At 49.9% G+C, this 13732-nt stretch carries 12 protein-coding genes; 6 read left to right on the top strand and 6 right to left on the bottom strand.

The window, feature by feature from the left end; translation table 11 throughout:
- The first annotated feature begins 35 nt into the window (after nt 1–35).
- From BN1044_RS05445 to BN1044_RS05435, 3 genes are all read left to right on the top strand, one after another.
- The gene (locus tag BN1044_RS05445; protein ID WP_008814807.1) at nt 36–329 is read left to right on the top strand and encodes a co-chaperone GroES; all 294 of its coding nucleotides are present in this window, start codon (nt 36–38) and stop codon (nt 327–329) included.
- Between the two features lie 60 nt (nt 330–389).
- On the top strand, nt 390–2033 hold the full coding sequence (groL, locus tag BN1044_RS05440; protein WP_072307859.1) for a chaperonin GroEL: 1644 nt from the start codon (nt 390–392) through the stop codon (nt 2031–2033).
- A 183-nt stretch (nt 2034–2216) separates the two neighbouring features.
- A complete protein-coding gene (locus tag BN1044_RS05435; protein ID WP_168780273.1) occupies nt 2217–2564 on the top strand; it encodes a DUF4156 domain-containing protein in 348 nt (115 codons plus the stop codon).
- Nucleotides 2565–2634: 70 nt separating this feature from the next.
- Here the strand turns inward: BN1044_RS05435 and dhaM are convergent, their stop codons facing one another.
- The 4 genes from dhaM to BN1044_RS05415 all read right to left on the bottom strand — a co-directional run bounded on the left by dhaM (nt 2635) and on the right by BN1044_RS05415 (nt 7038).
- Complete coding sequence (gene dhaM, locus BN1044_RS05430) at nt 2635–4095, bottom strand: dihydroxyacetone kinase phosphoryl donor subunit DhaM (protein ID WP_072307857.1); 1461 nt, start codon at nt 4093–4095, stop codon at nt 2635–2637.
- Between the two features lie 33 nt (nt 4096–4128).
- Complete coding sequence (gene dhaL, locus BN1044_RS05425; protein ID WP_072307856.1) at nt 4129–4758, bottom strand: dihydroxyacetone kinase subunit DhaL; 630 nt, start codon at nt 4756–4758, stop codon at nt 4129–4131.
- A 1-nt stretch (nt 4759) separates the two neighbouring features.
- Nucleotides 4760–5830, bottom strand: a complete 1071-nt coding sequence (gene dhaK, locus BN1044_RS05420; RefSeq protein WP_072307855.1) for a dihydroxyacetone kinase subunit DhaK — start codon at nt 5828–5830, stop codon at nt 4760–4762.
- A gap of 107 nt (nt 5831–5937) precedes the next feature.
- Nucleotides 5938–7038 carry a glycerol dehydrogenase gene (locus BN1044_RS05415; RefSeq protein WP_072307854.1) on the bottom strand — a complete coding sequence of 367 codons (1101 nt, stop codon included), beginning with the start codon at nt 7036–7038 and terminating at the stop codon, nt 5938–5940.
- A 513-nt stretch (nt 7039–7551) separates the two neighbouring features.
- On the opposite strand from BN1044_RS05415, the gene BN1044_RS05410 reads away from it, so the two are divergent.
- From BN1044_RS05410 to BN1044_RS05400, 3 genes are all read left to right on the top strand, one after another.
- Complete coding sequence (locus tag BN1044_RS05410) at nt 7552–8235, top strand: DUF1190 family protein (RefSeq protein WP_072307853.1); 684 nt, start codon at nt 7552–7554, stop codon at nt 8233–8235.
- A gap of 2 nt (nt 8236–8237) precedes the next feature.
- The gene (locus BN1044_RS05405; protein WP_072307852.1) at nt 8238–9398 is read left to right on the top strand and encodes a glutathionylspermidine synthase family protein; all 1161 of its coding nucleotides are present in this window, start codon (nt 8238–8240) and stop codon (nt 9396–9398) included.
- A gap of 267 nt (nt 9399–9665) precedes the next feature.
- Nucleotides 9666–9824, top strand: a complete 159-nt coding sequence (locus tag BN1044_RS05400; RefSeq protein ID WP_025798685.1) for a Hok/Gef family protein — start codon at nt 9666–9668, stop codon at nt 9822–9824.
- 161 nt (nt 9825–9985) lie between these two features.
- Here BN1044_RS05400 and cadA read toward each other — a convergent pair whose 3' ends face one another.
- Both cadA and cadB read right to left on the bottom strand, forming a co-directional pair.
- The gene (gene cadA / locus BN1044_RS05395; protein ID WP_072307851.1) at nt 9986–12205 is read right to left on the bottom strand and encodes a lysine decarboxylase; all 2220 of its coding nucleotides are present in this window, start codon (nt 12203–12205) and stop codon (nt 9986–9988) included.
- Between the two features lie 104 nt (nt 12206–12309).
- On the bottom strand, nt 12310–13638 hold the full coding sequence (gene cadB / locus BN1044_RS05390; protein ID WP_072307850.1) for a cadaverine/lysine antiporter: 1329 nt from the start codon (nt 13636–13638) through the stop codon (nt 12310–12312).
- Nucleotides 13639–13732 lie beyond the last annotated feature (94 nt).

The following is a 13732-nucleotide window of genomic DNA, read 5'->3' as shown; positions in this document are numbered from 1 at the left end:
TAAACGATATGGACCTTCTCAAAGGAGAGCTATCAATGAATATTCGCCCATTGCATGACCGTGTAATCGTCAAGCGTAAAGAAGTCGAGTCCAAATCAGCTGGCGGCATCGTTCTGACCGGCTCCGCAGCGGGTAAATCTACCCGTGGCGAAATCGTCGCTGTCGGTAAAGGTCGCATTTTGGAAAACGGCGAAGTGAAGCCGCTGGACGTTAAAGTTGGCGACATCGTTATTTTCAACGATGGTTACGGCGTGAAAGCAGAGAAGATCGACAATGAAGAAGTGTTGATCATGTCCGAAAGCGACATCCTGGCTGTAGTCGAAGCGTAATAATCGCTTCTTTTGACAACGCATAATCTTCTTAACTGAATAAGTTTAAAGGAAAGAACAATGGCAGCTAAAGACGTAAAATTTGGTAGCGAAGCACGTGTGAAAATGCTTCGCGGCGTGAACGTACTGGCAGACGCAGTGAAAGTGACCCTGGGCCCTAAAGGCCGTAACGTCGTTCTGGATAAATCTTTCGGTGCGCCGACCATCACTAAAGATGGCGTGTCTGTTGCTCGTGAAATCGAACTGGAAGACAAGTTCGAAAACATGGGTGCGCAGATGGTTAAAGAAGTTGCCTCTAAAGCGAACGACGCTGCAGGTGACGGTACTACCACTGCAACCGTACTGGCTCAGGCTATCGTTAACGAAGGTCTGAAAGCCGTTGCTGCTGGCATGAACCCAATGGATCTGAAACGCGGTATCGACAAAGCTGTCATTGCTGCGGTTGAAGAACTGAAAAAACTGTCTGTGCCTTGCTCTGACTCCACTGCAATCGCTCAGGTAGGTACTATCTCTGCTAACTCCGACGAAACCGTGGGTAAACTGATCGCTGAAGCGATGGAAAAAGTTGGCAAAGAAGGCGTTATCACCGTTGAAGAAGGCACCGGCCTGCAAGACGAGCTGGACGTGGTTGAAGGTATGCAGTTCGATCGTGGCTACCTGTCTCCATACTTCATCAACAAGCCAGAAACCGGTTCTATCGAACTGGAAAGCCCGTTCATCCTGCTGGCTGACAAAAAAATCTCCAACATCCGCGAAATGCTGCCAGTGCTGGAAGCCGTTGCTAAAGCAGGCAAACCACTGCTGATTATCGCTGAAGACGTTGAAGGCGAAGCATTGGCAACGCTGGTGGTTAACACCATGCGTGGCATCGTGAAAGTAGCTGCGGTTAAAGCTCCAGGCTTCGGCGATCGTCGTAAAGCTATGCTGCAAGACATCGCAACGCTGACTGGCGGTACCGTAATTTCTGAAGAAATCGGTATGGAGCTGGAAAAAGCAACTCTGGAAGATCTGGGTCAGGCTAAACGTATCGTTATCAACAAAGACACCACTATCATCATCGATGGTATCGGTGATGAAGCTGCGATCCAGGGCCGTGTTGGTCAGATCCGTAAGCAGATCGAAGATGCAACTTCTGACTACGACCGTGAAAAACTGCAAGAGCGTGTGGCTAAACTGGCTGGCGGCGTTGCAGTTATCAAAGTCGGTGCTGCTACCGAAGTTGAAATGAAAGAGAAGAAAGCACGCGTAGAAGACGCCCTGCACGCAACTCGTGCAGCGGTAGAAGAAGGCGTGGTTGCTGGTGGTGGTGTTGCCCTGATCCGTGTTGCTGGCAAAATCGCTGGCCTGAAAGGCGCTAACGAAGACCAGAACGTGGGTATCAAAGTTGCGCTGCGCGCAATGGAAGCACCTCTGCGTCAGATCGTTATCAACGCCGGTGAAGAAGCCTCTGTTATCGCCAACAACGTGAAAGCGGGCGAAGGCAGCTACGGTTATAACGCTTACTCTGAAGAGTACGGCGATATGATCGAAATGGGTATCTTGGATCCAACCAAAGTAACTCGTTCTGCTCTGCAGTACGCAGCGTCTATCGCTGGCCTGATGATTACTACCGAATGTATGGTTACCGATCTGCGTGATGATAAAGCAGATATGGGTGCCGCTGGTGGTATGGGCGGAATGGGCGGCATGGGCGGCATGATGTAATTTCCTTTGTCGCTGAAGCCGTTGAGTTTTTGAATCGGCAATCAGTGACACGGGTTATGGCATAGCCATCCCAACGTTCTAAATAAAACCCTCGCCTCGGCGGGGGTTTTGTTTTTTATAAGCGTAATTTCCTGATTCTGGTAATATTCGGACGTGACTTTCTACACATCAATGGGGAAGAAGATGCGGATTAAAGGTTTATTGGGCCTGACGGCAGTGATGCTGTTGGCTGGCTGTAGCTCTACGACGCAGCTGGACACCGCAGGTCAGCAAATTAAATTCACCGATACCAAGCCAGGCACTGAATGCCAGCTGTTGGGCGAAGTAACGGGTTCTCAAAGCAACTGGATGTCTGGTCAGGGCGGCGAGTCTAGCTCAATGCGCGGCGCAGCAAATGATTTACGTAATAAAGCCGCAGCGATGGGTGGCAACGTTATCTATGGTGCCGTGAGTCCAAGTGAGAACTTCTGGTCAAGCTTTGCTCCGTTAGACAGCCAGATGAGCGGCCAAGTGTACAAGTGCCCTAATTGATCGATGGGTACACGACGCACGAAAAAACCGGAGTATGAATCTCCGGTTTTTTATTGGCTGAAAAATAAAACTAACAACCTAAAATCACTTCCCCGCGCGCCGCGTTCAGGGTTATTTTTTGTCCTTCCTGCGCTTGTTTCAGGCTATCACCCACGCCAACAATCATCGGGATACCCATAGCATTCGCTAAAATAGCGGCATGGGACAGGGCGTTACCTTGGGTGAGTACGATGCCCAGAACCAAGCGGCGGTCGAGCATAATGGCATCTGAAGGCATTAGTTCACGGGCTAATATAATGGAAGGTATGCTCGGGTTCTGTATTTCCTGAGTTTCGCCCGCCAGATGAAGCAACGTGCGCTGTAAAATATCCCTAACGTCCAGCTCACGCGCTTGCAGATATTCGTCGTCTAATTCTTGGTATGCATTCGCCATCTCGGTCAACTCAGCCTGCCAAGCTGTTTCGGCGCTGCATAGCTGGCTCGCAATGCGATTAAAGGCCGAATGTTGCAGGTCGGGATCGTCGATGAGCATACTGTGTGCGCCGAAGATCCCCGCGTGCTGTTTACCGAGTAATTGGTTAGTGCGATCCGCAAGACGGTTAAGATCCTGCAACGTTTTAGCAATGGCCTGACGTAAACGCTGCTGCTCGATCTCCACGCGATCCGACAAAATTGAGCGATTGGGTACATCGATATCCTGCGTGGGCAGGACAAATGCGGGCGCACTAACCTGCGTATCCATCACTGATTTGCCTTGTAACGTCAGACCGCCGCTGATATCGGATGTAATAATTTCGCCAAAGTTGGTCTGCGCCAGCTGTCTAAACGCCGCCAATGCTTCTGCTGCCTGTGTGCCTTTGGCAACTAGGCGGATCTCATCACCTTTGCGCACCTGTAATAACGCCAGCTGGTTAAGGCTGCGCGGATCGGCATGGCGATTTCCTTTTACGTCATCGATCTTATACAGCACCAGTTCGGCATCAAAAGGGGCTAAGGCGTTAGCGAGCTTAGCGGCGGGGCGAACGTGTAATCCATTTGGATTCAACACGTTCCAATTTACGCCTTGCTCGTCGCAAGAGAGCGGAGCAGCCTGATTAGGCGCTGAGGCATGAGTCGGCTCTTGTTCACCGAGCTGGGCTTTTTTGGCCTGGAGCGCTGATTGAGCTTCGCGTTCGACAGCTTCCAGCGAAGCGCCCGCCGAAGCGGCAACGACTGCGGCTAATGTTCCTTCAACGAGGGGGGCGGAGCAGGCCTTAACGCGCGCGCTCATTTCAGGATCAAGCAGTTCCAGCGCCGTTTCGGCGCTGAGTAATGCACTGCCGAGATCCATCATGATCAACACGCCAGAGGGATCGAATACCTCTTCGATCGCCTGCATGACTTTAATGGCGTCAGTGCCTATCGGATGATCGGGATCGTCCACCCCAGCGGCAACAGCTAAGCGGCAGCCGTTCTGGATCATTTGGGCGGCGAGTTCTGCAACGCCATCAGCCAGTTTGGCGCTGTGAGATACTACAACGATGTTGACCATAATTTATTCCTAGTGCATTCAACGAAACGCCAACTAATGGGTGACGGCTGCTAAGGTTTGCATCATCAACCACGCAGAGGTTGCGCCCGGATCTTGATGGCCAATACTGCGCTCGCCTAAATAGCTGGCGCGGCCTTTACGGGCCTGCATGGTGATGGTGCTTTCCAATCCTTGGCGAGCCGCTTCGACAGCCAAATCTAATGCCTGTGGCACCGGCAGATCTTTTTGGCTAGAGGCTTCGAGCGATGCCACGACAGGCCACCAAACGTCACACATGGTTTTATCGTTTGGCTCTGCTTTACCGCGGCTAACCACACCTTCCATACCTTCTTTCAGCATTTGAGTGAGTTCGATAAGCGATAGGCTTTGTTTGGCTGCAGTGCTTTGCGATGCACGAATAAAGAAGGTGCCAAAGAGCGGGCCGCTGGCTCCACCTACGCTGGAAAGCAGCGTCATGCCGGTGTTTTTCAGGATGAAACCAATGTCTTTATCGGCGAATGAAGGCAGTTTTTCGACGACTTTATTAAAGCCACGGTTCATGTTTAGGCCGTGGTCGGCGTCGCCAATTTCGGTATCGAGCTGGGTGAGAAAATCTTTCTGTTCGGCAAAAACTTCGCCGCAGCGCATAAGCCAGTTAACGATCTGTTGTTTAGTCAGTGACATATTACATTCCCCAACGTAAAGCGGGTGTATTGACGGGGGCATCACAGAGGGACAGCGTTTCTTGGTCAACTTTCAGCAGCGTGATTGAGATACCCTGCATATCGAGCGAAGTGCAGTAAGAGCCGATTAATTTACGCTCAATGGTGAGGCCTAACTCTGCGCAGCAATGTTGAAGACGATGGTAAACGCCATACAGTTCGGAAAGCGGCGTGGCGCCTAGATTATTGACCAAAGCGATGACGCGATCGCCTTTTTGCAGCGGTTGTTTGGATTGCGTTTGTTCTTTCCATTCACCCGCGTTGCGATCCCAAGAACGTAGCGTACGCTGATATTTGCCATGAGCGAGTAGAGTGGCAAACATCTCATCGACGGTTTGATTGAGCGTGGTAAATTCGCGGCGTTCAATACCGGGTTCGCCGTGGATACCCACGCCAAACTCCATTACGTTATCGGGCAGGGTGAAGGAAGGTTTACCTGCCGCAGGAACCGTACAAGCCTGAAGCGCGATGCCAATAGAATGGCCTTCGTTGTTGAGTTTATGCCCCAACTCAACAAGCTGATCGAGCGAGTCACCGCGAGCGGCGGCTGCGCCAAGCAGCTTTTCAATCAGCACCGTATTGGCGACGCCACGACGGCCAGCGGTGTATAAACTGTCTTTTACCGCAACATCGTCATCGACCAAAATCGTGCCGACCTGAGTGCCGCTGTCATGCAGCAGTTCTGCCGCGGTTTCAAAATTTAAAACGTCGCCGGTGTAGTTTTTGATAATCATCAGCACGCCTTTGCCACCGTCGATAGCCTGGCCACATTCATACATCTGGTCAGGCGTTGGCGACGTGAAAATCTCGCCGGGACACGCAGCGTCGAGCATGCCTTCACCAATAAAGCCACAGTGCATAGGCTCATGGCCGCTACCACCGCCGGAAAGGATACCGACTTTGCCAGCAACGGGCACGTCGGCGCGGGTGACGAATACGGGGTCTTGGTGAAGTGTTAATTCAGGGTGGGCTTCAACTAGTCCGAGAATTTGTTCATGTAAAACGGTTTCGACTTGGTTGATTAGCTTTTTCATTAAAAAGGCTCCGGTGAGATCCGAGTTTGATGTGCCTTATCCCAACCTCACTCTTTTTTTAAAAAGAGGAGGTTGAAGGCTAAGCAAGACCTAAAAGTATCTACGGTTTATTTCAACCACGCCTGACCCAAACGGTCAGCGGCCAAAATGGCAGCGAACACCTGTTCTGGAGTGACTTTGAACGGCATGTTGTGGATGGTTTCGCCCTCTGCACAGCTGGCTTTGGCGACCGCCATGATTTTTTCTTCTAGCTTGTCATCGGCCTTAACGCCCATCTCTTTGAGCGTGACTGGCAGACCGACCTGTAAGCAGAAATCGAGCACGGTTTCAATATGCTCGCTGCTGCTATTTTGCAGCACGAGCTGAGTCAAGGTCCCGAAAGCGACTTTTTCACCGTGGTAGAGGTGGTGACACTCTTCCAAAACGGTGAAGCCGTTATGGATTGCGTGGGCCGCCGCCAAACCGGAGCTTTCAAAGCCGATGCCGCTCAGGTAAGTGTTGGCTTCAACGATGCGTTCAACCGCAGTGGTTGCAACCCCAGCTTCAACGGCCAGCTTCGCTTTGTAGCCTTCTTCAAGCAGGGTTTCATAGCATAGGCGAGCCAATGTCACCGCGGCGAGAGTTGACTCACCGCCTGCCATGCTGACAGCATGCGCGTCGTAACAGGCTTGAGCTTCGAAATAGGTAGAAAGTGCATCCCCCATGCCCGCAACGAGTAAGCGTACCGGTGCTTTGGCAATAATTGCGGTGTCCATCACAACCATATCTGGGTTGGTTGGATACATCAGATACTCTTCAAACTCGCCTTCTTCACTATAGATGACGGAAAGGGCGCTGGTTGGCGCATCGGTGGATGCGATGGTTGGTACTACTAGAACAGGAAGTTTTTGATAGAACGCGATAGCTTTGGCGGTGTCTAGCGTTTTCCCTCCGCCGATACCAATCACGCCTTTACAGCCGTGTTTCTTCAGTTCTTCAATCAGGCGATTGATCTCTTTATGACTACATTCGCCGCCAAACAGGGCGAAGTGACCTTCAACATCATGCTGTTTTAGGCTGCTGCCGACGGTATCGCCCGCAAGTTTCATCACAAAATCATCAGCGATAACAAAATAGTTATTGGCCAACATTTTTGCGTACTGACCGATAGATTGCAGTGCGTTGGCACCTTGAATGTATTTGGATGGAGACTGGATGACTTTCAACATAATAAAGCTCCTCAATAAATCACTAAGCAATTGGATTAAAACCTAAGCGCATGACTTCCAAACTTCGGAAGCGGGACATTTATTGGTGCTGTTATTTCTCTGCAGATGACTATACGGCGAAAAAAAAGACAAAAATCAAAGCAGGTTTATGTTTCATTTTGAAACTATATGGCAGTCTGTTTGTTTCAAATCGAAACGTGAAAAGGCTATGAAGAGGTGAAAGAGAGACCTATCGCACATTCCTCTTTCTGGCTGTGTAAATCACCGTATGAATAGGCTGTTACGCTTTAAATTTAAGCAGCTTTAACCTATGCTAACGGGTAACTGGGACACATAGGCACAATTTTTGTATACCCTTCTTATTTGAAGCTGCTTCTGCGTCGGTTGCTTTCGCAAATCCGAATCGCTTACTGACGTAAGTTGGTCGTGATTTTCTCATTTGCCGCCTTGACGCTGCTCCAACTAATTTGGTTATCACCTAAGCAAGCCTGTGAAATAAGAGGAAATCCACTAATGAAACGGACAAAGAATATTAACCGCGATGCTTTCCGCAAGAGCTGGCGTTTTGCGCCAGTGGCTATTGCCGTGAGCGCCGTGTTCATGCTGGCAGGCTGTGAGAAAACGGACGAAACCGTATCTCTGTATCAAAACGCAGATGACTGTAGCAACGCGAATCCTTCGATGAGCGCTCAGTGCAAAGAGTCATATCAAAATGCGCTGAAAGAAGCAGAAAAAACCGCGCCGAAATATGCGTCGCGTGAAGACTGTATTGCCGAGTTTGGCGAAGGCCAATGTACTCAGGCGCCGGCTCAGGCCGGTATGGCTCCGAGCACCAATGGCGAAGCGCAGGCTCAGCCTCAGCAGAGCGGTAGCTTCTGGATGCCTTTGATGGCGGGTTACATGATGGGCCGAATGATGGGCGGTGGTGCATATAACCAACAGCCACTGTTTAGCTCTAAATCAGCCGCAAGCCCAGCGAACGGTAAATTTGTGGATGCGACAGGTAAAAGCTACGGTCCTGCAACCGCCGGTGGCCGCAGCATGAATGTACCGAAAACGGCGATGGCGCCAAAACCAGCAACGACCTCCACCGTTACCCGTGGTGGCTTTGGTGAGAGCGTGGCTAAACAGAGCACTATGCAGCGTAGCAATGCCGCGACCGGAAGCAAATCCGGCACCCGCAGCATGGGTGGCTAAGCATGAAACGTGTACCTATTAGTGAGCGTCCGGACTGGCGCGAAAAGGCCACCGAATACGGTTTCCAATTTCATACCATGTATGGCGAACCTTACTGGTGTGAAGATGCGTTTTATCAGTTCAGCTTGGCGCAGGTTGAAGAACTAGAAGAGACCACGGCCGAACTGCATCAGATGTGTTTGAAGGTGGTTGAGAAGGTTATCGCCAGCGATGAGCTGATGACGAAATTCCAAATTCCTAAACACGTTTGGGAGTTTGTTCGTAGCTCTTGGCGCACTCAGCAGCCTTCTCTGTATTCTCGTCTGGATTTGGCCTATGACGGCGTGAATCCGGCTAAGCTGTTGGAAAACAATGCAGATACGCCAACGTCGCTGTATGAATCAGCGTTCTTCCAATGGATTTGGCTTGAAGATCAAATCGCTGCTGGAAAATTTCCGCAGAACGCAGACCAGTTTAATAGCCTGCAAGAAAAGCTTATCGAACGCTTTACCGAGCTGAGAGAAGCGCACGGTTTCGGTTTGTTACACATGGCGTGCTGTCAGGACACCGAGGAAGATCGCGGTACTGTTCAGTATCTGCAAGATTGTGCGCATGAAGCAGGTTTAGCCACCGAGTTTGTGTTTATTGAAGACATTGGCTTGGGCGAGCGCGGTCAGTTCACGGACACGCAGGATCAGGTGATTAGCAACCTGTTCAAGCTGTATCCGTGGGAGTTCATGCTGCGCGAGATTTTCTCAACCAAGTTGGAAGATGCCGGCGTGCGTTGGTTAGAACCCGCATGGAAAAGCATCATCTCTAACAAAGCGCTGCTGCCGATGCTGTGGGAGATGTTCCCTAATCATCCAAACTTGCTACCTGCCTACTTTGCCGATGGTAATCAGCCAGAGCTTGATCACTACGTGGTTAAACCGTTGTTTTCTCGCGAAGGCGCGAATATTCGCATCGTCGAAAACGGTAAAGAAGTGGCAAGCGTTGATGGCCCTTATGGCGAAGAAGGGATGATCATTCAGCAGTTTCATCCGTTACCAAAATTTGGCGACAGCTATGTGCTGATCGGTAGTTGGCTGGTGAACGATCAACCTGCAGGGATGGGTATTCGTGAAGATCGCAGCCTGATCACGCAGGATCTGTCGCGTTACTATCCGCATGTGATTGTGGACTGAGTTTGGCTGCCTGCTGTGTGATATCTGCGAAGCGTTTTGCAGTTATGCACGTAACTCTGATGTAACGGCAATATACGCGCGATAGATAAGCATTGTTTGGATAGAATCACGGCGGGTGCTTGAGGCTTTTTGCCTTGAGCATGAAATGTGTGGTGAGGCAGAAAGTAAAAGCCCCAGGTCAATTTACATTAACCTGAGGCAATCCTAACCACATCTAAGCAATGTGAGGATAGCCTCTTCAATGCAGCAATGCAATTGGAGGCTTTGATGTCGCGCAAGCTGTTGCTTTACGGATTAATAGTGATGTGTTTTACGCTATTGATCTTTACCTGGATGGTACGTGGCTCGCTGTGTGAGCTACGCATTAAGCAGGGAAAAACAGAAGTTGCCGCGTTCTTAAACTACGAAGATAAGCACGCGTTGTAACGGCAATATGTAACGGCAAAATCAGACTGGGATGGTGCCTAACCTTCCCAGTCTTCTCAAATTGTTTTCATGCATGGTTGGCTCTCAGGCACCCGCTTTATCCCCATTATGGCTAGATATCAATCCTTCAGGGGATAAGCGTTACCTGTATCTTCTCGCCGTTATGATTTCTTAGCCGCTGATGGTTTTTTCCCCGGCGCTTTCTTCACCGTATCACTCGGTTTATCACCCGGCTCATCTGCGCCTTGTTTCAGCACCACGACCATGTATTTCCCTGTTGCTCCGTCACGATGAACACCGTGAATATCCGTTTCAAAGCCCGGATAGTGTGCGCCTATTTCGCATAGCATCTGTAAGAAGCTCAGAACTGGACGGCTTTCCTTAGTGAGCATTTCTCCCGGCATAACCACCGGAACACCCGGAGGATACGGCAGGATCATGTTGGCGCTGACTTTCCCTAACATATCATCCAAGGCACATGGCTCAATGTTGCCACGCACCTCTTCTTGGAACGCATCGTGAGGCGTCATCACCAGCTTTGGTAATACCTCGAATGCGCGATACATCAGGTCTGGTAGATTGTGGTGTTTCACTAAGGCATGGATCCCCTGAGCCAGTTCCTGAATCCGCATCTCTTTATAGAAATCAGGCGCTTCGTTGTAGAGCGATGGCAACACGTTCTTCACGCGCAGATTGAGGTCATACACGCGTTTAAAGTCGGTTAATGCCCGCAGCAAGCTGAGCGCCTTGGTTTTATCGATCCCAATGCTAAACAGGAACAGTAGGTTATACGGCCCCGTTTTTTCCACGATAATGCCGTGCTCATCCAGATATTTCGACACGATCGACGCCGGTATCCCTTCATCTTCCAGAGTGCCATTTGGGCTTAAACCTGGGGTCAGCAGAGTGACTTTGATCGGATCCAGATACATATGATCGTTGTCGATATTCGGGAATCCATGCCATTCATTACGTGGGTTTAGCGGCCAGCAAGCGACTTCATCAATGTTATCTGGCTGCCATACATCAAAGAACCAGCCATCAGATTCAGTTCGTAAGCGGCGAATTTCTTTACGGAAACGGATCGCGCGTTCAATTGAGCCATTAATTAAGCGCTTACCGGCGTTGCCTCTCATCATGGCTGCTGCGGTTTCCGTCGATGCAACGATCCCGTAATGCGGCGATGTAGAAGTATGCATCATATAGGCTTCATTGAAGGTTTCTTCGTTGATCTCACCTTTCACGTGGATCATCGATGCCTGAGAGAATGCCGCCAGTAGTTTGTGTGTGGACTGGGTTTCGTAAATGATTTTACCCGGCACGCGTTCACCGCTCATTCCTGCTTTGCCTTGGTAAATTGGATGGAAATTGGTGTAAGGCACCCACGCTGAATCGAAGTGAATCGACTTAACATCGAGCGTTTTTTTGATGTATTCAGTGTTGTAGAACAGGCCATCATAGGTGGAGTTAGTGACTACCGCATGCACGGGCCATGTCGCATTTGGTGTATTTTTCACTTTCTCTTCGATGCTAGCGCGGGTGAATTCGCTCTGCGGTATCCCGCCTAAAATGCCATAGGCGTTACGAGTTGGGCGCAGATAGATAGGAACAACGTTGCTCATCATCATCAAATGCGTCAATGACTTATGACAGTTGCGGTCGATAAGGATAGTGGCACCGGCTGGAGATGAATACATCCCAACGATTTTATTCGCGGTTGAGGTACCGTTGGTCACGATATAGCTGCGATCGGCGTTAAACGTGCGCGCAATATACTGTTCAGCATCACGGTGTGGGCCGCTATGATCGAGCAGTGAACCGAGTTCAGATACGGATATTGAAATATCCGAACGCATGGTGTTCTCACCAAAGAAATCATAGAACAAACTACCGACAGGGCTTTTATCAAATGCCGTTCCGCCCATATGCCCCGGCGTACAGAACGTATATTTCTCTTCTTTAACGTATTTAAATAGCGCCTTGGTCAGCGGCGGAAGAATGGTATCAATATATTGGTCAGTGCTTTGGCGGATTTTGGTCGCAATATCTTGTGCGCTGCCTAAGGCATATTCAAAGAAGCGAACGTTGAGGCGCAGGTCGCTCATGCTGACGTCTAACGTTGAATAGGTGTTGGCAAAGGCATAAATCGGCAGCAGTTTGTTGAGCTCGCTGATTTCAGCGCTGAGTTCGAGGTTATATTTATCCCAGTCGAAAATAACGCCACACAGGCGGGAGTTGTTTTCAATCAGCTTCAGTAGATCGTTGCGGTCTTTAGGATAAGCAATGCGGAAGCCTTCCTTTTCCAGCTCTTGATGCAGCTCGCGCAGGGGTTCTTCCTTAAAGTAAGCGCTTAAATCGTTCATGATGGCAATGATATTCATGCAAAACTCTCCAGACTTCTGTGGGCTGGGTTATTAGCACAGAGGCGAAATTCATCCTCTGTGCTGTGTGCTGTTAACAACTTGCGGGTTACTGATTAAGTGTATTAAGACTGATTATCCGTTGGTGTGGTTAAATTATCTTGGTTTCTACCCATTTTACGAGAGTAGAACATCAGGATGACCAGGCTGATAATGAAGGTTCCCGCCAATTCGAAGGAGTTGGCACCCATTAGGGCGATAAAGCAGAATACGCAGCCCAGTACAGATGCGATCAAGCTGAGGATGTTTTTCAGGTTTGCACCGTCAAAACGGATCAGGTCGATACAGGAGTAGAAGTACGGCAGCATGGTTAGCAGTACGGCGATCCCCGTCAGTTCACCAAACAGATCCGATGCTTTACCGCCGCTGGCGTTCATCACCGTAATCAGCACCATCAATACTGTCATTTTAATTGCGGCTAAGAACAGGCCTTTTCTTGGAATGCCGTCTTTATCCATTTCACCGTAAACTTTCGGGAAGTTGCCGTCATGCGCGGCGCGAGCGCCTGCCTGACCGACCAGCATCATCCATGAGCCTAAAGACGTTAAACAGGCGAATGCGGTGAATGCAGACACTACCGGCCCTGCCCAGCTACCCACCATGGTGGAAGCACTGATTGCAAACGGTGCACCAGATGCCGCCATTTGTGACGCAGGGTACATTCCGGCGATAACCTGAGTCGCGGCGATATACACGATACCCGCAAGGAATGTTCCTAACATGGTAGCGATGGGGACGTTACGTTTTGGATTTTCTACCATACCGGTACTCACCGCGGCAGATTCGACGCCGATAAAGGCCCACAGACATAGCAGAATACTTTTAATGACGGCGTGATAATCGGTGCCCCCAGAAGTATTCCAGTTCGCCTGATAGGTTCCCATATCAAACCAATACCAACCTGCAACACCGGTACCGATAACGGGAATAAGCACTAACACTAAGCCAATCGTAGTTAAGCGACTGACCCAAGCGCCGCCGAGCATATTGACGAAGGTAAAGATCCAAACAATGGCGATACAGGCGATACCCGCTGGTATCGGATTGTTGAACATTGGGAAAAAGGTAGAAAGGTAAGAAACGGCGGTGATGCCGATAGCGAGGTTACCAATCCAGTTAGCATGGTAATACAGCACACCGGTCTGGAAACCGAAGGCTGGCCCAATTTCACCTGCATAGGCGATAGGACCACCTTCCTGCGGGTTTTTGGTTGCGAGTCGGGCATAAACGTAAGCCAATGAAATTGCACCGATCAGCGCGACAACCCAACCAATAATTGCGATAGAACCTAAGCTTGCAAGGTTAGCGGGGAGCAATGCAATCCCGCTTCCCATCATATTACCGGCAACAACACCGGTACAGGCAATGAGGCCAATTTTCTTTGCAGATGCCATAAACTGCCACTCCCATAATAATTATTAAGCTCGACCAATAGACGTAATCTTATTGCGTCAATTGCTTAGCAATACTCACCACGAAAATAAGTAT

It is taken from the genome of Hafnia alvei (assembly GCF_900095695.1).
Lineage (GTDB): Bacteria > Pseudomonadota > Gammaproteobacteria > Enterobacterales > Enterobacteriaceae > Hafnia > Hafnia alvei_B.
This window is presented reverse-complemented; position numbering and strand designations above follow the sequence as displayed.

What these genes read in the sequence shown, in the direction of transcription:
- cadB (WP_072307850.1), bottom strand. Translation starts at nt 13,638, where the DNA reads ATGGCATCTGCAAAGAAAATTGGCCTCATTGCCTGTACCGGTGTTGTT.
- dhaM (WP_072307857.1), bottom strand. Translation starts at nt 4,095, where the DNA reads ATGGTCAACATCGTTGTAGTATCTCACAGCGCCAAACTGGCTGATGGC.
- BN1044_RS05410 (WP_072307853.1), top strand. Translation starts at nt 7,552, where the DNA reads ATGAAACGGACAAAGAATATTAACCGCGATGCTTTCCGCAAGAGCTGG.
- BN1044_RS05400 (WP_025798685.1), top strand. Translation starts at nt 9,666, where the DNA reads ATGTCGCGCAAGCTGTTGCTTTACGGATTAATAGTGATGTGTTTTACG.
- BN1044_RS05415 (WP_072307854.1), bottom strand. Translation starts at nt 7,038, where the DNA reads ATGTTGAAAGTCATCCAGTCTCCATCCAAATACATTCAAGGTGCCAAC.
- BN1044_RS05445 (WP_008814807.1), top strand. Translation starts at nt 36, where the DNA reads ATGAATATTCGCCCATTGCATGACCGTGTAATCGTCAAGCGTAAAGAA.
- groL (WP_072307859.1), top strand. Translation starts at nt 390, where the DNA reads ATGGCAGCTAAAGACGTAAAATTTGGTAGCGAAGCACGTGTGAAAATG.
- cadA (WP_072307851.1), bottom strand. Translation starts at nt 12,205, where the DNA reads ATGAATATCATTGCCATCATGAACGATTTAAGCGCTTACTTTAAGGAA.
- dhaL (WP_072307856.1), bottom strand. Translation starts at nt 4,758, where the DNA reads ATGTCACTGACTAAACAACAGATCGTTAACTGGCTTATGCGCTGCGGC.
- dhaK (WP_072307855.1), bottom strand. Translation starts at nt 5,830, where the DNA reads ATGAAAAAGCTAATCAACCAAGTCGAAACCGTTTTACATGAACAAATT.
- BN1044_RS05405 (WP_072307852.1), top strand. Translation starts at nt 8,238, where the DNA reads ATGAAACGTGTACCTATTAGTGAGCGTCCGGACTGGCGCGAAAAGGCC.
- BN1044_RS05435 (WP_168780273.1), top strand. Translation starts at nt 2,217, where the DNA reads ATGCGGATTAAAGGTTTATTGGGCCTGACGGCAGTGATGCTGTTGGCT.